The organism is Couchioplanes caeruleus, from assembly GCF_003751945.1.
Taxonomy (GTDB): domain Bacteria; phylum Actinomycetota; class Actinomycetes; order Mycobacteriales; family Micromonosporaceae; genus Actinoplanes; species Actinoplanes caeruleus.
In genome coordinates this window covers 5094501-5113791 of record NZ_RJKL01000001.1, presented here as the reverse complement: position 1 = coordinate 5113791, position 19291 = coordinate 5094501, and the positions used below count along the sequence as shown (strand labels likewise).

Below are 19291 nucleotides of genomic sequence, written 5' to 3'. Positions count from 1 at the left end.
TTGTTCGAGCTCGTCCTGCGCATCGGCTTCTCACTGCTGGTCGTCTTCGGCCTGATGTGGGGGCTTGCCCGGGTCGCCCGCCGGGGCGGCGTCGGCAGGCGCGGGCACGGCAACCTCTCCATCCTCAACCGGCAGTCGCTCAGCCGCGGATCCTCGGTGGCGGTCGTCCGGGTGGCGGACAAGGCGCTGATCCTGGGCGTCACCGACAACCAGGTCAGCCTGCTCGGCGAGACGGAGCTGGCGGCCTTCGCGCACGAGCCGCACGCCGTGCCGGCGACGAACCGCACGCATGACGCGGTGACGGTGGGGCCGAACGACGTCCTACCGTCGGCGCATCCCACGGTGCTGCCGCACCACGGCGGCAAGCTGGAGGGCTCGATCCTCTCCCCGCGGACCTGGACGTCGACTCTCGACTTCCTGCGCGACCGGACAGCGAGGCACTGACATGTGGCGGCGGGCAAGCGTGAAGCCTTCAGTCCGGTCGCGGGCGGCGGGGAGGTTGGCAGGGATCCTCTTCTTGGCGTTGGGTGCGTTGTTGCCCATCGCCGCGACGCAGGCCGCGGCCGCCGCGCCTGCGCCCGCACCCGCGGCGGTGGTGGTGGCGCAATACCAGGTGCCGCAGGCGCCCGCGCCGACCCCGCCCGTGGCGCCGACCGTGCGGCCGACCGGCGGCGGTTCGATCGACTTCAACATCAACGGTACGAACCCGGACGGCAGCAAACCGGCCACGTCCCTGGTCATCGTGCTGGGCCTGACCCTGCTCTCGGTGGCTCCGGCGGTCCTGCTGCTCTGCACGGCGTTCACCAAGGTCTTCATGGTCCTCGGGATCACCCGCAACGCCCTCGGTCTGACCAGCATGCCGCCCAACCAGGTCCTCGCCGGGCTGGCGCTGTTCATCAGCCTCTTCATCATGAGCCCGGTGCTGTCGCAGGTGAACGAGCAGGGCGTGCAGCCGTACCTGGCCGGGGACAAGTCTCAGTCGGTGGCGTTCCGCGACGGCGTGGAACCGCTGCGGCAGTTCATGCTCAAGAACACCCGCCAGGACGAGCTCGCCCTGCTGATCAAGGTCTCCGGTCAGGAGAAGCCGGCCAACGCCGACGACGTGGAGCTGACCACGCTGATCCCGGCGTTCGTCCTGTCCGAGCTGCGGGCCGCCTTCATCATCGGCTTCGTCATCTTCATCCCGTTCCTCATCATCGACATGGTGGTCTCCGCATCACTGATGTCGCTGGGCATGATGATGCTGCCGCCGGTGACCGTGGCGATGCCGTTCAAACTCCTGCTGTTCGTGCTCGTGAACGGCTGGGGGCTGATCATCACCGCGCTCGTGGGTTCGTATCCGAAATGAACTGGGACCTGCCCATCGCGCAGCTCTTGGCGATCTTCCTCGGTGCGGCCCGCGCGGGCGCCTGGCTGATGCTCTGCCCGCCGTTCAACTCGCGCCTGATCCCGGGCCAGATCAAGGTGCTGCTCTCGATCGGCCTGGCGCTGCCGATGGCGCCCCACCTTCAGGCGACCCTGCCGTCGATCGAGACTTCGGCGATCCTCGCCGCAACCCTGTTGCAGGTCTTCGTCGGGGCGGCGCTGGGCTTCATCACGTACCTGTTCTTCGCCGCGATCCAGGCCGCCGGCGACATGATCGACGTCTTCGGCGGCTTCGCACTGGCGGCCGCCTACGACCCGCTGTCGCAGAACCAGAGCTCGGTCTTCGGCCGCTTCTACAACCTCGTGGCGGCCACCCTGCTGTTCGCCAGCGAAGGGCATCAGCTCGTGCTCCGCGGGTTCCTGGAGTCCTACAAGACGCTGCCGCTCAACTCGAGCTTCTCGATGGCGACGTTCAACCGCGTGTTGACCGAGGGCATCGACGACATGTTCGTCGCGGCGGTACAGATCGCCGGGCCGCTGATCGCCGTCCTGTTCCTCACCGACGTCGCGTTCGGCCTGCTGAACCGGGTGGCGCCCGCGCTCAACGCGTTCCAGCTCGGTTTCCCGGCCAAGATCTTCCTGGTGCTCACGCTCTCCGGCACGGCGATCACGATCCTGCCCCAGGCCCTGGACGGGCTGATCGACAAGGCGGTCAGCGCGGTCGTCCACCTCAGCGGCGGGGGGTGAGCCGTGGCCGGTGAGAAGACCGAACAGCCGACACCACAGAAGCTCAAGAAGGCCAAGCAGGAGGGCCAGATCGGGCGCAGCCAGGACGTCGGCGCCTGGTTCGGCATGCTGGCCGCCAGCATCATGCTGCCGCGCACTCTGAAGTCGGCGATGGAGCACTCTCAGGAGCTGATGGCCAAGATTCCGGACGTCATCGCCAACCCCGATCCGCAGGTCGCGCTCGGCATCCTGAAGGACGGCCTGATGAGTGCCGGCTGGGCGGTGCTGCCGCTGGCAGTGACCATGATGGCCATCGGCATCGCGGCGGCCGGGGCGCAGGGTGGCATCCGGGTGGCCACGAAGCTGTTCATTCCGAAGTTCAACCGGCTGAACCCGTGGCCCGGCATCAAGAAGATGCTGGGCCCGCAGGCGATGTGGGAAGGCAGCAAGGCCCTGATCAAGACCTGCGTGCTGGCGGGTGTGCTCTACGCCACCACGAAGGACATCGTGCCGGTGCTCATGACGGCGGGTCGGTTGCAGGTCCTTGCGCTGCTCGGCGTGGTGAACGACGCCGCACTGGGGCTGATCCGAGCCGCCTCCATCGCCGGCATCGTGATGGCCGCCGCCGACTATTTCGTCGTCCGCCGCCGCACCAACAAGCAGTTGCGGATGACGAAGGAGGAGGTCAAGCAGGAGAACAAGAACTCGGAGGGCGACCCGCACCTCAAGGGCCACATCCGGGCCAAGCAGATGGCGATGGCCCGCAGCCGGCAGATGGCCGACGTGCCGACCTCGGACCTGGTGCTGATCAATCCCACCCACGTGGCGGTCGCGCTGCGCTACGACCCGGAGAAGGGGGCGCCCCGGGTGCTGGCGAAGGGGCAGGGTGCCATCGCGCAGAAGATCCGGGAGCTCGCCTCCGAGCACCGGATCCCCCTGGTGCAGGACGTCGCGCTGGCCCGGGCGCTGGAAAAAGGCGTGGAGGTGGGGCAGGAGATCCCCGCCGAGTTCTACGGGGCGGTGGCAAAGGTTCTGGCGTTCGTGATGAGCATGAAGGCGCGTGGGTCGGTCGCAGGTGTGCACCGCAACCCGAACGCTGCCGAGACCGCTGCTTGATGTCGTTTCGGTTTTCCGCCGCGGTTTAAAGGAGCATAGTCATGATCTGGGAGATTTCCTCACATCATGGCCCTCGCTGCGGGACTATCAGCAGGTGGAAGGGGGGCCGTGAAGAACCGCAACCTCAGTAAGTTCGCCGTACCCATCGGGGTCATCGGCATCATCGTCATGATGGTCGTGCCCCTGCCGACCTTCCTGCTCGACCTCCTGATCGCCACCAACATCACGGGCGCCCTGCTGATCCTGCTGGTCGCGATGTTCGTGCAGCGGCCACTCGACTTCTCCGTCTTTCCGGCCCTGCTGCTGGTCATGACGCTGTTCCGGCTCGCGCTCAACATCAGCGCCACCCGGCTCGTGCTGCGCGACGGCGACGCCGGCAAGGTCATCCACGCGTTCGGCGACTTCGTCGTCGGTGGCTCGCTGGTCATCGGCCTGGTGATCTTCCTGATCCTGATCATCGTCCAGATGGTCGTGGTCACCAAGGGTGCCGAGCGGGTCGCCGAGGTCGGCGCCCGCTTCACCCTCGACGCGATGCCCGGCAAGCAGATGGCGATCGACGCCGACCTCAACGCCGGCCTGATCGACGAGGCCGAGGCGAAGAAGCGCCGCGCGGACGTGGCCGCCGAGGCCGACTTCTACGGCGCCATGGACGGTGGCTCCAAGTTCGTCAAGGGTGACGCGATCGCGGCCATCATCATCACGGTGATCAACCTGGTCGGCGGGTTCGGGGTCGGCATCCTCCAGCACGGCATGGCCCCCGCCGAGGCGATGAACCAGTACAGCCTGCTGACCGTCGGCGACGGCCTGGTCTCGCAGATCCCCGCGCTGCTGCTGTCGGTCGCCACCGGTCTGATCACGACCCGCTCGGCGACCTCCGGCGACATGGGCAGCAGCGTCACCGCCCAGCTCGGGCAGAACAAGCTCGCCCTGCGGATCGCCGGCGGCGCGGCGCTCGGGCTCTGCGTCATCCCCGGCCTGCCGAAGGTGCCCTTCCTCATCATCGGCGCCATCACGCTCCTCATCGCCCAGCGGATCAAGGACCCCGAACCCGAGGCCGAGGCCGCCGCCGCGGCCGCGGCCGCCGCCGGGGAGGCCGAGCGGCCCGCGCCGGACTCACCCGAGCAGTTGCTCGGCGAGATGCGGGTCGACCCTCTGGAGCTCGCGCTCTCGCCCGACCTGGTGGACCTGGTCGACTCCAACGGCGGCGACCTGCTCGACCGGGTCCGGGCGCTGCGCCGCAAGATGGCCCTCGAACTGGGCATCATCATGCCGCCGGTACGGACCCGCGACGACCTGGACCTGCCGCTGTCGTCGTACGCGATCCGCATCTCCGGCGTCGACGCCGGCAGCGGGCAGGCGCCGCCCGGCACGGTGCTGGCCATCGGCGACGGGCTGCAGGCCCTGCCCGGCCGGGCCGGCATCGAGCCGGTCTTCGGCCTCGCCGGCAAGTGGGTGCCGGCCGAGCTGCACTACCAGGCCGAGCTCTCCGGCGCGACCGTCGTGGACCGGGCCTCCGTGATCATCACCCACCTCGCCGAGATCGTCCGGCAGAACGCCAGCCGCCTGCTCGGCCGCGAGGACGTCCGGTCGCTGACCGAGATGGTCAAGCGCACGCACCCCGTGGTGGTCGAGGAGCTGACTCCGACCCTGCTCAGCCTCGGCCAGATCCAGCGGGTGCTGCAGGCGCTGCTCGACGAGGGAGTGCCGATCCGCGACCTGGTCCGGATCTTCGAATCCCTCTCCCTGCGCGCCAAGGTCTCCGTCGACCACGACGGCCTGGTCGAGGCCGCCCGGGCCGCGCTCGGGCCGGCCATCGCCGCCCAGTACGCCGCCGACGGCCGCCTCACGGTCATCACCCTCGAGCCGATGCTCGAGCAGAGTCTGCTCGAGTCGCTGCGCCCCAGCGAGACCGGCGCCTTCATGGCGATCGACGGACTGCGGGCCGAGGCGATCGTGACCGAGGCCGGCCGGCTCGTCGAGGCCGCCGAGCAGTCCGGCATCACGCCGGTCCTGGCCTGCTCACCGCAGTTGCGACTGCCACTGATGCGTCTCCTGCGCGCCGGCTCCCGCCGGGTGCAGGTGCTGTCCTACTCGGAGATTTCAGGTTCCACCGCACAGATTGAGACCATGGGGGTGGTGAACGGTGCCTACGCGGGTGCTGCTTGAGGGTCCGGCCATCGAGCCGTTGCTGGCGCAGGTGCGCGACGAGTACGGCTCCTCGGTGCGGATCATCTCGGCGGACAAGGTCCGGACCGGGGGCTTCGGCGGGTTCTTCGCCAAGCAACACTACGAGCTGTCCGTCGAGGTCCCCGACCCCGGCGAGCGCACCGACGCCCCGCCGCGGCGGGCGCCGGCAGCTTCCGACGAGGGTCCGCAGACGCTGGAGCAACTGCTGGCCCGAGCCGAGTCACGGGACCGGATCGCGCCCGGTGGCCCGCCCGGCGACCGCACCGCGGGACGGGACGCCGGCTTCGGCGACGTCGACGCGGTGGTGGGCGGTCGCGGCCCGGGGCTCGATGCTCCGCCGAACCGGGGCCTGTCCGACCCGGGCTCCGCCTTCGCCGAGCTGATGGCGAACCTGGACAAGGCGGAGGCGTACAACCGGCCGTCGATCCCGCCCCGGGAAGCGGAGCCGGAGCAACCGGAGAGCCCCGCGGTACGGCCGTTCCGTCCCGCGCAGGCGACCGGCTCCCCGGTGAACGGCGGCGCGAACGCGGGGGTGAAGCCGCTGCCGACCGTACCGTCGCTCGCGGAGCTGATGGGTGGGCTCGGAGTGAACGACCACCCGCCCTTCACGCCGAGCCCGGCGGCCAACCTGGCCGCGCAGAATCCGGCGCCGCCCCGCACGCCGGCCGCCGCGTACGGCCTGGCGCCGACCTCCCCCGCGCCCGCACCGGTCTCCCTGGCGGAGTCGCTCGGCGGGCTGGGTCTCGGGCCCACCTCCTCGGTCCCGGCGACGACGGCACACGTGACCACGGCGATGCCCACGCCCGTCCGGCCGCAGCACTTCGACACCGTGCAGCAGAACCTGATGCGGGTCGGCATGCCCGAGGAGATGGCCGCGGAGATCACCGGCGGGGACACGTACGCGGGCGTGCTCGGCGTCCTGGCCGCGCGCCCGTCCGCACCGGCCGTGCCGGACGCGCCGGGCGAGATCCTGGTCCTCGCCGGCGACCTCGACCACGCCGTGCCGATGGGCCGCAAGCTCTGCGAGCAGGCCGGTCTCGACCAGGCGCACCTGATGCTGGGCGGCCCGTCGGCCGCGGGCACCGGCATGCACTCGTCGCGGATCCTGGGCGACCCGGCCGCCGCGGTGACCAAGGCCGAGAAGCTGCACAACGCCGATCACGCCTGGATCGTGGTGGTCGACGCGGTGGTCGGGCGTACGGACCCGATCTGGGTCAACGACATGTGCGAGGCGCTCAAGGCGACCGCGGTCTGGGCGGTCGTCGACGCCACCCGCAAGACCGCGGACACCGCCCGGCACCTGCGGGCGCTCGGCGACGTGGAGGCGCTGGTGGTGCACAACGTGGACATCACCTCCGACCCGGCCACCGTGCTCGGCCTCGACGTGCCGATCGTCTCGCTGGACGGCAAGCCCGCCACCCCGCACTCGTGGGCGGCGTTGCTCTGCGCCCGGATCGCCGCCGACGTGGTCCCGATGGCCGCCCTGCCCCGCCGGCCCGCCCGCCGGGGGTGAGCCGTGATCCGGCCCTCCGTCCTGCTGTTCGCGCTGCTGATGAGCGCGCCGGCGCTGTATCGCTATGTGCTCGACGAGATCGACGTGACCGAGGTGCTGATCCGGTTCCTCATCGCCGTGCCGATCGCCGCGATACTGCTCGCCGGTCTGCGCTTCGTCACGGCGGGATACGGCCGGAAGGAGGAGCCGGGCACCCGGGTCACGCCCACCCCGGATGCCGGGACGCCTGAGCCGCGTCCCGAAACCTGAGGCGCGACACGCCTGGCAGTTCGTTAACAATCGCCCGTTTTGGCCGTATGTTACCTCTGGTGAGCGACTGCCCACCGGAGGTGCACGGTGCCGACTGACCGGCCGATCATCGTCGTCGGTTGCCCGCGTTCGGGCACGACGATGCTGCAGCTCATGCTGCACGCCCATCCACGGATCGCGATTCCGCCCGAGACCCGGTTCGTGCTAGCCGCATACCGCGAGCGCCGGGAGTTCGGCGACCTGCGGGTGGCGGAGAACCGGCGCGCGCTCGCCCGGCGCATCGTCGACCGGCGCGAGACCCGCTTCTGCGACCTCGGCCTCGACGCCGAGGAGACCGTCGAGCTCATCACCGCCGGCCAGGGCACGCTCGGCTCGGCGCTGGGCACGATCTTCCAGCGGTACGCGGCCCGCTTCGGCAAGCCGCGGTGGGGCGACAAGCGGCCGGCGTACCTGCACAACGTCGACATCCTGCTGCGGCTCTTCCCGGACGCCCAGTTCGTCAACATCGTCCGCGACGGCCGGGACTGCGTGGCGTCGCTCAAGGAGATGTCCTGGCACCGCAAGGACATCTACGCGACGGTGGCCGCCTGGGCCCGCGCCGTGGACGACGCCCGGCGTGCCGCGCGCCGGCTCGGCCCCTCGCAGTGGTACGAGCTGCGCTACGAGGACCTCGTCGCCGACCCGCAGGGGCGGCTCGGCGAGCTGTGCGCGTACCTCGGGGAGGACTACCACCCGGCCATGGCGGAACCGTCCGCGGTGGCCGATGTCGCCGTGCCCTCGTTCAAGACCTGGCACGCGCGGACGCACTCACCGGTGACCACCCAGCGGGTGCAGAGCTGGCAGAGCCGGCTGACGGCGGAGGAGATCGCGCTCTGCGAGGCGGCGCTGGGCAGCCGCCTGGTGGCCCACGGCTACGAGGTGACGGGCGCGGTCCGCCCGGCCGCCGCCGAGCTGCTGCGCTACGGCTGGACGGCGGCGCCGCAGCGGCTCGTCCCGGCCCGCCGCGGGCTGAGCCGGGCGGCCAGCCGCCTGCGTCGCGACCACGACCTGGCCCACCTTCCGGCCGCGACCCTGCACCGTCAGGCCACCTCGCCCGTGGCGCAGGCGGATCGCCGGGTGGACGTCGCCCAGTCCTGACGTTCGACGGCGTGTAGCGGCGGACCGGGGAACAAACCCCGGTCCGCCGCTACACGCCGTGCCCGTCAGACCATCGACAACGAGAATTTGCCCTTGCCGTACCGCGACACCTCGATCAGCAGGTCCAGCCGCTTGCCCAGCGCCAGCAACTGCGCCCGCGCGTCGTTGGGCAGGTTCTGGCCGGGGTAGATGACCTGATAGAGCTTCACGTGCGGCGCGCCCTCGCGGTTGAGCAGGCTGGTGAAGATGTTGAAGAGCTCGAAGACATTCTCGGCGAGGTTCGGAAAGAGCTGCTTCTCCTCGATGCTGTCCTCGGCGGCACCGACCGGGAGCAGGCCGAGTGCGGCCCCCGCGTTGGCCGCCAGACTGAGCGTCATGCCGCAGACCGCGCAGAGCTGCTGCGACGGATCGGTATAGATGGCAATCGTGCCGGTGGGCAGATCATCGGCGGTCATGGGGTCGCCGGAAGCGACGTTGACGTCCCGGCCGAGGAGGTCTTCGAAGAGGTTGCGGACGGCGAGCGAAGCGGGGATAACCGAGGTGTCAGACATGGCTATATCATCCCAAAATAGGAGAGAAGACCTCATCGAATTGCTCAGCAGTGAAGGGCTTCACGATGAAGAAGGCTGATCCGGCACTCTCCGCCGCGCTCTTCATCTCGTCGGTGCACTCGGAGGTCACGAAGCCGAACTTGACGTTGTTACCCGCCGCCCGCAGCTTGCGCAGCACGTCGATGCCGGTCATCTCGGGCATGTTCCAGTCCGAGATGATGAGGTCGGGCTTCTCCGAGTCGGCCATCGCCGCGGCCTGGGCGCCGTCCGAGGCCTCCACGAGCTCGTGGCCGTCGAAGCCGGCCTGGCGCAGGGTGCGGGTCACGATCTGGCGCATGACCCTGCTGTCGTCCGCAATGAGGATCTTCATGCCGACCCCTCCTGCTGCTTGATGCTCTGATACATCGTGATGGAGATCGGTTCACCGTCCCAGATCCCGTACAGGCCGCTGAGGTGCTCGGCCGCCGGGTAGTACGACGCGGTTGCGGGCGCCAGTACGACGGTCGGCAGCGACAGGAAGCAGCCCGCCGGCAGCATCGCCTTGACGTTGCCGCCGACGATGTTCGCCAGCTCGCCGAGGACGTCGGAGATGTCCTCCTGTCCGACCTCGTCCATCTCCATCGCCAGGAACGCCGCGGCGGACTTCCTCGCGGCCTGCAGGGAGCAGGCGTAGACCAGGTGACCGTGCCAGCTGCCGGTGATCGACACCGTCGAGTGCACCTCGGTCGTCTGCTCCTTGTCGCCCGTCACCACCAGCGGATTGATGCCCTCGGGATCCAGGTACGACACCCAGACCTGTTCCACCATCTCGGCGAGATCGTCCTCGCTCACCACGGTTTCGACGCTCATGAGTTCGCTCCGGTCGGTACCAGGCCCAGCAGGGCCAACTTTTCGATCATCGCGCCCTCGGTGAAGGGCTTGATCACGTATTCGTGTGCGCCCGCGGCGAGCGCCCGGACGATCTGGCTCTGTTCGCTCTCGGTCGTGACCATGACCAGCGTCATCTCGCGCAGGCGTGGCTCCGCGCGGACCTTGGTCACGAACTCGAGCCCGTTCATGTTGGGCATGTTCCAGTCGATGAGGGCCAGTTCCGGCACCTCGGTCATCGTGGAGAGCAGGTCCAGAGCCTCCTGGCCGTCACCCGCCTCGATCGCCTCGAAGTTCAGTTTCGCGACGATGCGCTTGAGAATCATCCGCATCGCCCGCGAGTCGTCGATCACCATGGCGCGCACCGCAGCTCACCCCTTCCTTGCGGCGCCCGCAGGCACCGCGCTTCGCACTCGGTAGGCAGAGGTCCGGCCGGCCGCCACCCGTTCGTAGTTGTCGTCGATCCCGATGGTCGTTTCCGCCGCACCGAGGAAGAGCCAGCCGTCCGGCCGCAGCAGTCGGGCGACGTTGCGCAGCACCGACTTCTTCGTCGCGACGTCGAAGTAGATCAGCACGTTCCGCAGGAAGATCACGTCGAATGGAGGAATGTTGGGCAGCGGCGCCGTCAGGTTCATGTGCTTGAAGGTGACGTTGCGCCGCAGGTGCGGCGCGATCCGCCAGTGCGCGCCTGCCCGTTCGAAGTACTGCACAAGCTGAGTGGCCGGCAGGCCCCGGTTGACCTCCACCTGGCTGTACTCGGCGGCCTCGGCCCGCTTGACCATCTCGGTCGAGATGTCACTACCCATGATCTCGTATCCCCAGCCGGCGGGCAGCGATTCCTGCAGGGTGATCGCCAGGCTGTACGCCTCCTGCCCGCTCGAGCTCGCCGCGGACCAGAGCCGCAGCTTGCGGGTCGAACCGCGGCTCTTGACGAGCTCGGGGAGCACGACGTCGGTCATCGCCGTGAAGGGCTCCCGGTCGCGGAACCACGACGTCTCGTTCGTGGTCAGCGCGTCGATGATCCGGCGCTGGTCGGCCGGGTTGGGTTTGCGCTGGAGGTTGGCCAGGAACTCGCTGACGCTGGCCGCACCGACCTGCCGGGCCACCGGTATCAGCCGGGCCTCCACCAGGTACTCCTTGCCGGGCGCCAGCACGATCGCCGCCTCCCGCCGGACCAGCGTCGAGACGAAGGCGAAGTCGGCCTGAGAGAGGGTCATCGGGTCACCGCCGTCGCTCGAGGCGCGCGGCCCACCTGAACCCGCTGGATCAAAGCCGAAGCGATCTTGTCCAGCGGCGACACGTCGTCGGCCAATCCCGCGCCGACCACGGCGCCGGGCATGCCCCAGACCACCGAACTCGCCTCGTCCTGCGCCAGAATTTCGGCGCCTGCGTCACGCAGCACCTTCGCACCACCTCGTCCGTCGTATCCCATGCCGGTGAGCACCGCCGCGTACGCCGACGCCCCGTAGAGCGCCGCCACCGAGCGGAACATCACGTCGACCGCCGGACGGCACGAGTTCTCCGGCGGCGCGCCGCTGAGCTGGGTCAGCGTCGCGGTGTTCCGGCGTTGCAGCACCAGGTGCTTGTCGCCGGGAGCGATATAGACCGTGCCGGGTAGGAGCTCCATCCCCTCGCCGGCCTCGACCACGCGCAGCGGCGTGCTGCGGTCGAGGCGCTCGGCGAACATGCGGGTGAAGACCGGCGGCATGTGCTGCGTCACCACGATCGGCACCGGCAGGTCCGACGGCAGTGCCTGCAACACCTTGGTCAGCGCGTCCGGGCCGCCGGTCGACGACCCGATCGCGAGAATGTCGACGCGCGCGTGCGGGCCGCGCCGGACCGGCCGGGCCGGTGCGGCCTTCGCCGGTCCCGGGGGACGGCCGGCGAGCACGCCGGGTCGTCCCGGCGCGCCGGGACGCAGACCCGGAGGCGGGGTGAGGCCGGGCCGGGCCGGCGCCGGGCCCGCTCCCGGCCGGGACGGTCCGGCCGGGCGGCGGCCGGCCAGCGCGTGGATCTTCGGTACGAGCTGCTCGCGGACGGCCGCGATGGACTCGGCGATCGACCCGACGTTGCTCGGCTTCGTCACGTAGTCCGTGGCGCCCGCGGCGAGCGCCTCGAGCGTGGCGCTGGCCCCGGCCGCGGACAGCGTGCTGAACATGATCACCGGGATGTGCCGGTGCCGCTTGCGCAGCTCGCGCACCGCCGCGATGCCGTCCATCTGCGGCATCTCGATGTCCATCGTGATCGCGTCCGGCTTGAGCTGGTCGATCTTCGCCTGGGCCAGCAGGCCGTTCGCGGCGGTGCCGACCACCTCGATGCCCGCCGCACCGGTCAGCGAGTCCACGATGAGCCGGCGGACCACCACGGAGTCGTCGACGACGAGAACTCTGATCATCGCTCTCCTCCGCCTCTCATCCGAGCCATGCCGGGCCGAGTGCCGCGACGACCGGCGCGAGCAGCCGATGCGCCGTGGCGGTGTCCAGCAGGTCCCGGACGACGAGCGCCTGGACCGCACCGCTGAGCATGTTCCAGACGCCACCGGCCCGCTCCGCGAGCGGAATGGCGGCCGTGTCGATCGCCTGCACGAGCAGCATCTGCGCGGCCGCGGCCGTACGGACCCGGTCCGACAGGTACGCCGCCCACGACGCCGAGTGCACCGCCGGCGACCAGCCTCCGGCGTTGCGGCGCGCGTCCTCCGCCGACTGGGTCAGCCGGGCCAGGTCCTTCGACGTGATCGAGCGCAGCCGGTCGAGCAGGGCCGACACCGCGTAGTGGTGCGGCCCCAGGTCGATCGGCTTGCCGGCGGGCAGCTTGCGCAGCGCCGCCACCCAGCCCGCGCCCAGCATCCGGCGGGTCGATTCGTCGAGGACCTCGCGCAGATAGCTGGCCACCGCGGCGTCGCAGAGCAGGGCGGTCGCCGCGGCGGCCGTCTCACTCTGCGTGGCGTCGCGGCCGGCGCCCTGCCAGGTCCACGCCATGACGTCGTAACGCAGGCACGTCAGCAGGGCGTCGACCGAGCCGATCGGCGCCCGCTCGACCAGAGCCAGCGAGCTGGCCGGGTCGTCCGCCTTCATGCCCTTGAGCGTCGGCAGCTTGCGCGCGGCGCTCTCCACCTCCACCCAGAGCGGGCCTCGAACTCCCTCGTCGGGCAGCCTCTCCGCGAGGATCGGCAGGTCCCCGACGCTGAGGCGCAGGGCGCGCAACAGCACCTCGGCGGTGGCCGACCCGCCACCGAGGCGGGTCAGGTCGAAGCCGAGGACGGGGGCGCTGACAAGGCTGTACATCAGGTGGTGGCTCGAGAGGTGTCGACGGCCTGGTTGACGTCCAGGGCCAGCATCAGCCGGCCATCCATCTTGAAGGTTCCGGTCACCAGCTCGCGGGTGGGACCGGCGAGCGTGTCCGGCGGCGGCTCGAACGCGTCGTCTTCCAGGTCGACCACCTCGCCGATGCGATCCACGAGCAGGCTGACCGGCTCGCCGTCACCGCGCAGGATCACATTCATCACCGGGCCCTGCAGGGCCTGGCGGACGAGGCCGAGCTGCACCCGCAGGTCGACCGCCGCGATCACCTGGCCGCGCAGGTTGAAGAGCCCGCCGACCGCCGGAGGCGCCAGCGGCACCGGGGTGTACTCGTTGTAGGAGAGCACTTCCTGGACGGTGTCGACCTCGACCCCGAACAACTGGTCTGCCACCTCGAAGGTAGCGAACTGCCGGCTCGCCATCTCAGGCCTCCACCAGCATCTCGGAGTCGGACATCTCGTTGTAGAAGTTCGGGTCGGCGGCGAGGATCGCGCGGCGCACGTCGAGCAGCTCGGTCACTCGCTGTTGGATGACCGCCGTACCGACGAGACCGTCCTCTTCCGCGTCGCGCCGGGCGGTGGTCGAGTTCTCGGCGATGTCGACGATCCGGTCCACGACCAGCGCCACGCTGCGGCCCCCCTCGCTGTAGACGACCACCGAGACGGTGTCGCCCTCTTCCATCTCGCTGTACGCCCCCAGGAGGTGGGACAGTCGCACCAGCGGCAGGATCTGGCCGCGGTACTGCACCACCTCGCGGGAGCCGGCGTGCTCGATGCGGTCCCGCGGGAATTCCTCCAGGCGGGTCACCGTGTCGAGCGGGATCGCCACCCGGCGCTCCCCGACCGCGGTGATCAGCAGGCGTTCGCCGGTGCCGGCACCGCCGGCCGCCCGGGACGTGCCGACGAGGTTCTCCCGCCCGGCGTCGACCGCGAGGTGCGAGCGACGCGCCAGCGCGGAGGCGTCGAGGATCAGGCCGACCTTGCCGTCGCCGAGGATCGTGGCGCCGGCGTACAGGCCGATGTCCTTGAACCGGGTGTTGAGCGCCTTGACCACGACCTCCTCGGTGTTGAGGACGCGGTCCACGACGAGGCCGAAGCGGCGCCCGTCGGCCTGCAGCACCATGATGTAGACGCCCTGGTCGCCGCCGGGGTCGAGGCCGAGGGCCCGGTCCAGGCGGACGAGCGGCAGGAGCTTGCCGCGCAGGCGGTAGACGGGCGCGCCGGAGGCGTACTCGATCTTCGTGGACTGGCCGTCGATGAAGACCAGCTCCAGGACCGCGACCTGCGGCACCACGTAGCGCTGGTCGCCACAGTCGACGGTCAGCGCCTGGATGATCGCCAGCGTCAGCGGGATCGTGAGGCGCCAGACCGTGCCCTGGCCCAGCGTCGAGTCGACGCTGACCGCGCCGCCGATCCGCTCGATGTTGGTCTTGACGACGTCCATGCCGACGCCGCGGCCGGACACGTTGGTCACCTTTGCCGCGGTGGAGAAGCCGGGCTGGAAGACCATCGCCATGATCTCGCGCTTGTCCATGTTCGGAATCTGGTCGGCACGCAGCAGGCCCTTCTCCACGGCCTTCTGCGCGATCCGGTTGACGTCCATGCCGGCGCCGTCGTCGGCGACCTCGACCGCGACGTGCCCACCCTCGTGGTACGCGCGCAGCGTCAGCGTTCCCTGCGGGTTCTTGCCCGCGGCGATCCGCCGGTCGGCCTCCTCGATGCCGTGGTCGACGGCGTTGCGGACCAGGTGGGTCAACGGGTCCTTGACGGCCTCGAGCAGGCTGCGGTCGAGCTCCGTCTCCTTGCCCTCCATGACCAGCTCGACCTTCTTGCCGAGCGAGTTGGACAGGTCCCGGATGACCCGGGGCAGCTTGGACCAGATGTGCTCGATGGGCTGCATCCGGGTCTTCATGATCCCCTCCTGCAGTTCGGAGGTGATCATGCCGAGCCGCTGGGCGCTGCGGACCAGGCCGGAGTCGCCGATCTCCATCACGCCGCGGACGAGCTGGTTACGGGCGAGCACGAGCTCACCGACCATGTTCATGAGGGTGTCGAGCAGGTCGACGTCCACCCGGATCGCGCTGTCGGCGACGCTGCGCTTCGGCGCCTGCGCCTGCAGCGCGTCGTTGACCGCGCCGGGCTGGGTCTTGCCTTCCTCCAGCAGGATCGTGCCGAGTTTGCGCTCGTCGCCCTCGAGCTGCGCCTGCAGCGCGGAGCCGACGTCCGTGGCCTCCGCCGCGCCGGTCTCGACGAGGATCTCGCCGAGCGGGCGGCGCTGACCCTCGACGGGTTCGGGCGCCGGGCGGACCGGCTTCTCCTCGAGGGGCTCGGGCTTCTCGGCAGCTTTCGCCGCCGGGGCTTCGGCCGCCGGGGCTTCCGCGGCCGGCGCGGCGGGTGCGGCCGGCGCGGCGGGCGCGGCCGGTGCGGCGGGCGCGGCGGGAGCCGCCGGTGCAGCGTCGCCGGGTGCGTTCATCTGCGCGTGGACGGCGGTGATGATGTTGTCGACGTCGACCTCACCCTCGCTGCCGTTCTGCTCGATGGCCTCCAGCAGCGACCGGACGCCGTCGATCGTGGCCAGCAGCGTGGTGATCGTGGTCGGCGTGACCGGCTGGACGCCGTCGCGCAGCCGCGACAGCAGGGACTCGCCCGCGTGCGCGAGCGTCTCCAACCGGGTGAAGGCCAGGAAGCCACTGGTGCCCTTGATCGTGTGGATCGCCCGGAAGATGCGGGCGATCAGGTCACGCGAGGCCGGGTTCTGCTCCAGCGCGACGAGATCCCGGTCGATCTGGTCCAGGTTCTCGTGGCTCTCCATGAGGAATTCGCCGACGATCTCGCCAAGGTCTTCCAACGCCCTACCTCCTGCTCGTTTCCCAAATCCCTCATCGACCCACCGGAGCCCCACCTGAGGACACCCGGACCGCTACCGGTTGCGGCTCAGGTGTCACCGCCCGGGCGCCGGTAGCGGTAGCCGAATCCGCGTACGGACTCGATCGGGGACTCGTCGGGATCCGACCAGCCGAGCTTGCGGCGCAGCCGGAGCACGGCGAACTTGACGCGCTCCTGGCCGATGCCCGTGGGGTCGTCCCACGCCTGGGTGAGGAGCTGGTTGGGGCTCAGCACGGCGCCCGCGTGCCGAACCAGGGCGTTGAGCAACCGGAACTCGGTCGGCGTGAGGCGCTTCTCGTCGCCCTTGACGTAGACCCGGCGCTTCGTCGGGTCCAGGTGCACCAGGCCGTCGTCGTAGATCTGGCTGGCCCAACTGTTCTGGCCGCTGGACGAGCGGCGCAGCAACGCCTCCACCCGGGCCAGCAGCTCGTTGTTCGCGAACGGCTTGGTCAGGTAGTCGTCGGCACCGCCGCGCAGGCCGCGGACCTTCTCCGCCTCCTGTCCGTGTGCCGTCAGCACCAGCACGGGCACGTCGGACACGTCCCGGAGCCGCTCGAGCACCTGCCAGCCGTCCATCTCCGGGAGACCGACGTCGAGCACCACCAGGTCCGGGTGCTCCGCGTACGCCTCCTTCAAGCCGGTGCGCCCGTCGCCCGCGTGCGCCACCTCGTACCCGGCGCGGCTGAAGAGCAGCCGCAGGGCCAGGGCGATGTCCGGGTCGTCCTCGACCACGAGCAGTCTGCTCATGCGCTCGTCACCATGCCCTCCGCCTCCGCCCCGGCGCGTCGCCAGACGCGGCTGCCCGCCGGGCGCGGCACGCGCTCGGTCCGGGTCAGCGTCTTGCTCACGCCCCCCGCGGGCGCGGGCGGCGAAGATGAAATGTCCAAAACCACGATAGCGTGACGTGTCTGTTCATATACGGAAAGTTATAGTTCAGCGTGCGAACCCCCACGAACGTCTTCGCGCTGCAGGCTCGCTTCCTCGCGGTCGTCTCCCACGAGCTGCGGACGCCGCTGACCACGATCGCGTCGTTCACCGAGAGCCTCGACACCGACGATCTCGCCCCGGCCGAGCGGTCGGTGGCGCTGGCGGCCGTACGGCGCAACACCGACCGGATGCTGGCGCTGGTCGAAGATCTCATGGTGGTCAGCAGGCTGCAGACCGGCGATCTCGAGCTGTGGCCCACGACGGTGGACCCGGGTGCGGTGATCCGCGAGGTGGCGGAACTGCTGGCGAGCCAGGAGCCCTACACCGCCGCGACCGTGCGGACCTCGGACGGGCCGCCGCTGTCCGCCGACGCCCCGCTGCTGCGGGACCTCTTCTATGCCGTGGTCGGCACCGTCGCGAGCGGGGCCGCCGACCGGTCCGCCGCAGTAAGCACCGAGGCCGGCGACGCGGGGTGGCGGATCACGGTGACCGCGCGACAGTCGGAGAAGCTCACCGACGAGCACCTCATGGCCGGCATGCTGGCCGACCCCGATCCGCCGCACCGGCGCCGCAGCACGGCCCTGTGGATGCTGCTCGCGGACGCGATCGCCAACCGGCACGGCGGCTCGGTGGAGCTCACCTTCGATCCGGCGACGGGCGCGGGGGCCGAGATCCGACTACCCCTGACCATCCCCACAGAGTGACACGGCAGGCGCGTGAGACAGCCGGAAAATACCAAAGATAGGACGTAACTACAGAAATCCGGTCCGATAGGGCTGGCCGGGCGAACAGGAGCCCGGTCGTGGACCGGGAGGAAAGTCCGTGTTCAAAGCCGTACGACGTATCGCCCTCGCCGCGGCCGCGCCGGCCGCCCTGCTCGCGTGCACGACGACGCCCGCGCACGCCGAGACGGGCGGACCCGCCGCGGTGGCCGCCGCGGGTCCCACCACCTCGGAGATGCTGATGGACGAGGTGATCGTGCGGACCAACGAGGAGCGGATGCTCGCGGGCTGTGCCCCGCTGACCGTGGACGACGAACTGATGGTCGCGGCCGTACGCCAGAGCCACTACATGGCGACCACCGGCGACTTCGGGCACATCGGCTGGCGGGGCTCGACGTTCGAGACCCGCTCGCGCGCCGCCGGCTACTCCGACGTGGCCGCGGAGAACATCGCCTGGGGCTTCTCCACCGCCGCCGAGGTGATGGACGCCTGGATGGCCAGCCCCGAGCACCGCGTGAACATCCTCAACTGTGAGGCCAGGTCCTTCGGGGCGGGCGTACGCAACTCGCAGGACGGCACCTTCTACTGGACGCAGGTCTTCGGCTGGCGCTGAGCGGCTAGAGGACGCAGTTCACGAGGACCGGTTCGGGGTGCAGCACCACGCCGAACCGGTCGTGCACGCCGTCGCGGATCTCGCGGGCCAGCTCCAGCAGGGCGGTCGTCGTACCGCCGCCGCGGTGCGTCAGGGCCAGCGTGTGCTTCGACGAGATCGCGACGCCGCCGCGGCGGCCGTACCCCTTGGCGAACCCCGCCTTCTCGATCAGCCAGGCCGCCGGCACCTTGACCGTGCCGTTCGGCGCCGGCCAGCTCGGCGGCTCGCCCGCGTCGGCGAGCCGGTCCTGCACCCCGGCCCACTCCTGCGCGGAGAGCACCGGGTTGGTGAAGAACGAGCCGACCGAGCGGGTGTCGAGGTCCTCGGGATCCAGGACCATGCCCTTGCCGGCCCGCAGCTTCAGCACGGTGTCGCGCACCTGCTTCGCCGGGACCCGCTCGCCGGCCTCGACGCCCAGGTTGCGGGCGAGCTCGGCGTACCGGATAGGGGCCGAGTCCGTGGCGACGGCGAGCCGGAAGTCGACCTCCAGGACCAGCCACCGGTCGTTGCGCTTGAACACACTGGACCTGTACGCGAACCGGCACTCCGGCAGCGACAGCGTCTTCACCTGGTCGTCCAGCCGGTCGTAGACGTGCACCGCCTCGACGGTGTGTGCGACCTCCTGACCGTACGCGCCGACGTTCTGGATCGGCGTCGCGCCGGCGGAGCCGGGGATGCCCGACAGCGCCTCCAGGCCGGAGAGCCCGTCGGCGAGCGTCGCGGCGACGAACCCGTCCCACGGCTCCCCCGCCGCAACCCGCACCAGCACGCCTCGCGAGTCGCGGTCCACCACACGGGTCCCCCGGGTGCGCAACAGCATCACCTGTCCGGGGAAGCCCTCATCCGCGATCACGACGTTGCTGCCGCCGGCGAGAACCAGGACCCGTTCCCCCTTGCGCGCCGCCCCGCGCATGATTTCTACCGCTTCGTCGGTTTCTGACGCCGGGGTCAGCGTGCCCGCGGGACCCCCGAGGCGTAGCGTCGTGTACGCCGCCAGCGAACTGGCATGCGCAGCAGGTGCGGTGGCGGGTGGATCAGCACTAACGTCAGGCACGACGTTCACCCTAGGCCGACGGGCCGCGGGGAACGCACAGG

21 protein-coding genes are annotated in these 19291 nt (G+C 70.3%); 10 read left to right on the top strand and 11 right to left on the bottom strand.

Annotated elements, in window-relative coordinates:
• The 8 genes from fliO (at nt 1) to EDD30_RS22740 (ending at nt 8293) form a co-directional block, all read left to right on the top strand.
• Entirely contained in the window at nt 1-444 is a 444-nt protein-coding gene (gene fliO / locus EDD30_RS22775) for a flagellar biosynthetic protein FliO (RefSeq protein ID WP_071809750.1), read from the top strand.
• A gap of 73 nt (nt 445-517) precedes the next feature.
• Nucleotides 518-1348, top strand: coding sequence for a flagellar type III secretion system pore protein FliP (gene fliP, locus EDD30_RS22770; RefSeq protein ID WP_244945365.1), 831 nt, complete (start codon nt 518-520; stop codon nt 1346-1348).
• Nucleotides 1345-2112: a flagellar biosynthetic protein FliR gene (fliR, locus tag EDD30_RS22765; protein ID WP_071809752.1), complete on the top strand. Its 768-nt coding sequence runs from the start codon at nt 1345-1347 to the stop codon at nt 2110-2112. Before fliP ends, fliR begins: the two co-directional genes overlap by 4 nt.
• Nucleotides 2113-2115: 3 nt before the next feature.
• A complete protein-coding gene (locus EDD30_RS22760; RefSeq protein WP_071809753.1) occupies nt 2116-3207 on the top strand; it encodes an EscU/YscU/HrcU family type III secretion system export apparatus switch protein in 1092 nt (363 codons plus the stop codon).
• A gap of 108 nt (nt 3208-3315) precedes the next feature.
• Complete coding sequence (flhA, locus tag EDD30_RS22755; RefSeq protein ID WP_071809754.1) at nt 3316-5373, top strand: flagellar biosynthesis protein FlhA; 2058 nt, start codon at nt 3316-3318, stop codon at nt 5371-5373.
• Nucleotides 5363-6907, top strand: coding sequence for a hypothetical protein (locus EDD30_RS22750; RefSeq protein WP_244945364.1), 1545 nt, complete (start codon nt 5363-5365; stop codon nt 6905-6907). Before flhA ends, EDD30_RS22750 begins: the two co-directional genes overlap by 11 nt.
• Nucleotides 6908-6910: 3 nt before the next feature.
• Nucleotides 6911-7156: a hypothetical protein gene (locus EDD30_RS22745; RefSeq protein ID WP_071809756.1), complete on the top strand. Its 246-nt coding sequence runs from the start codon at nt 6911-6913 to the stop codon at nt 7154-7156.
• An 87-nt stretch (nt 7157-7243) separates the two neighbouring features.
• Nucleotides 7244-8293: a sulfotransferase family protein gene (locus EDD30_RS22740; RefSeq protein WP_071809757.1), complete on the top strand. Its 1050-nt coding sequence runs from the start codon at nt 7244-7246 to the stop codon at nt 8291-8293.
• 65 nt (nt 8294-8358) lie between these two features.
• On the opposite strand, the gene EDD30_RS22735 is transcribed toward EDD30_RS22740, so the two are convergent.
• The 10 genes from EDD30_RS22735 to EDD30_RS22690 all read right to left on the bottom strand — a co-directional run bounded on the left by EDD30_RS22735 (nt 8359) and on the right by EDD30_RS22690 (nt 16642).
• A complete protein-coding gene (locus tag EDD30_RS22735; protein WP_071810259.1) occupies nt 8359-8844 on the bottom strand; it encodes a hypothetical protein in 486 nt (161 codons plus the stop codon).
• A 7-nt stretch (nt 8845-8851) separates the two neighbouring features.
• Nucleotides 8852-9214 (bottom strand): response regulator, encoded by a 363-nt coding sequence (locus tag EDD30_RS22730; RefSeq protein WP_071810258.1) that lies wholly within the window; start codon nt 9212-9214, stop codon nt 8852-8854.
• A complete protein-coding gene (locus tag EDD30_RS22725; RefSeq protein WP_071810257.1) occupies nt 9211-9693 on the bottom strand; it encodes a chemotaxis protein CheX in 483 nt (160 codons plus the stop codon). The genes EDD30_RS22730 and EDD30_RS22725 overlap by 4 nt, the downstream gene beginning before the upstream one ends.
• A complete protein-coding gene (locus EDD30_RS22720) occupies nt 9690-10067 on the bottom strand; it encodes a response regulator (protein WP_229798083.1) in 378 nt (125 codons plus the stop codon). Before EDD30_RS22720 ends, EDD30_RS22725 begins: the two co-directional genes overlap by 4 nt.
• Nucleotides 10068-10082: 15 nt before the next feature.
• A complete protein-coding gene (locus EDD30_RS22715) occupies nt 10083-10928 on the bottom strand; it encodes a CheR family methyltransferase (RefSeq protein ID WP_071810255.1) in 846 nt (281 codons plus the stop codon).
• On the bottom strand, nt 10925-12106 hold the full coding sequence (locus tag EDD30_RS22710; RefSeq protein WP_071810254.1) for a protein-glutamate methylesterase/protein-glutamine glutaminase: 1182 nt from the start codon (nt 12104-12106) through the stop codon (nt 10925-10927). Before EDD30_RS22710 ends, EDD30_RS22715 begins: the two co-directional genes overlap by 4 nt.
• A gap of 16 nt (nt 12107-12122) precedes the next feature.
• Nucleotides 12123-12995, bottom strand: a complete 873-nt coding sequence (locus EDD30_RS22705) for a hypothetical protein (RefSeq protein ID WP_071810253.1) — start codon at nt 12993-12995, stop codon at nt 12123-12125.
• Entirely contained in the window at nt 12995-13432 is a 438-nt protein-coding gene (locus EDD30_RS22700; RefSeq protein ID WP_071810252.1) for a chemotaxis protein CheW, read from the bottom strand. The genes EDD30_RS22705 and EDD30_RS22700 overlap by 1 nt, the downstream gene beginning before the upstream one ends.
• 1 nt (nt 13433) lies before the next feature.
• Nucleotides 13434-15857 (bottom strand): chemotaxis protein CheW, encoded by a 2424-nt coding sequence (locus EDD30_RS22695; RefSeq protein WP_123678463.1) that lies wholly within the window; start codon nt 15855-15857, stop codon nt 13434-13436.
• A gap of 86 nt (nt 15858-15943) precedes the next feature.
• On the bottom strand, nt 15944-16642 hold the full coding sequence (locus EDD30_RS22690) for a response regulator transcription factor (RefSeq protein WP_067508902.1): 699 nt from the start codon (nt 16640-16642) through the stop codon (nt 15944-15946).
• Between the two features lie 191 nt (nt 16643-16833).
• Between EDD30_RS22690 and EDD30_RS22685 the strand changes: the two genes are divergently transcribed.
• Entirely contained in the window at nt 16834-17526 is a 693-nt protein-coding gene (locus EDD30_RS22685) for a sensor histidine kinase (RefSeq protein WP_071809572.1), read from the top strand.
• Nucleotides 17527-17644: 118 nt separating this feature from the next.
• Nucleotides 17645-18157: a CAP domain-containing protein gene (locus EDD30_RS22680; protein ID WP_071809573.1), complete on the top strand. Its 513-nt coding sequence runs from the start codon at nt 17645-17647 to the stop codon at nt 18155-18157.
• Between the two features lie 4 nt (nt 18158-18161).
• Here the strand turns inward: EDD30_RS22680 and EDD30_RS22675 are convergent, their stop codons facing one another.
• Nucleotides 18162-19250, bottom strand: a complete 1089-nt coding sequence (locus EDD30_RS22675; protein ID WP_123678853.1) for a UDP-N-acetylmuramate dehydrogenase — start codon at nt 19248-19250, stop codon at nt 18162-18164.
• Nucleotides 19251-19291: the final 41 nt, after the last annotated feature.

What these genes read in the sequence shown, in the direction of transcription:
- EDD30_RS22725 (WP_071810257.1), bottom strand. Translation starts at nt 9,693, where the DNA reads ATGAGCGTCGAAACCGTGGTGAGCGAGGACGATCTCGCCGAGATGGTG.
- EDD30_RS22710 (WP_071810254.1), bottom strand. Translation starts at nt 12,106, where the DNA reads ATGATCAGAGTTCTCGTCGTCGACGACTCCGTGGTGGTCCGCCGGCTC.
- fliR (WP_071809752.1), top strand. Translation starts at nt 1,345, where the DNA reads ATGAACTGGGACCTGCCCATCGCGCAGCTCTTGGCGATCTTCCTCGGT.
- EDD30_RS22735 (WP_071810259.1), bottom strand. Translation starts at nt 8,844, where the DNA reads ATGTCTGACACCTCGGTTATCCCCGCTTCGCTCGCCGTCCGCAACCTC.
- EDD30_RS22705 (WP_071810253.1), bottom strand. Translation starts at nt 12,995, where the DNA reads ATGTACAGCCTTGTCAGCGCCCCCGTCCTCGGCTTCGACCTGACCCGC.
- EDD30_RS22700 (WP_071810252.1), bottom strand. Translation starts at nt 13,432, where the DNA reads ATGGCGAGCCGGCAGTTCGCTACCTTCGAGGTGGCAGACCAGTTGTTC.
- EDD30_RS22720 (WP_229798083.1), bottom strand. Translation starts at nt 10,067, where the DNA reads ATGGTGATCGACGACTCGCGGGCGATGCGGATGATTCTCAAGCGCATC.
- EDD30_RS22690 (WP_067508902.1), bottom strand. Translation starts at nt 16,642, where the DNA reads ATGAGCAGACTGCTCGTGGTCGAGGACGACCCGGACATCGCCCTGGCC.
- EDD30_RS22730 (WP_071810258.1), bottom strand. Translation starts at nt 9,214, where the DNA reads ATGAAGATCCTCATTGCGGACGACAGCAGGGTCATGCGCCAGATCGTG.
- EDD30_RS22715 (WP_071810255.1), bottom strand. Translation starts at nt 10,928, where the DNA reads ATGACCCTCTCTCAGGCCGACTTCGCCTTCGTCTCGACGCTGGTCCGG.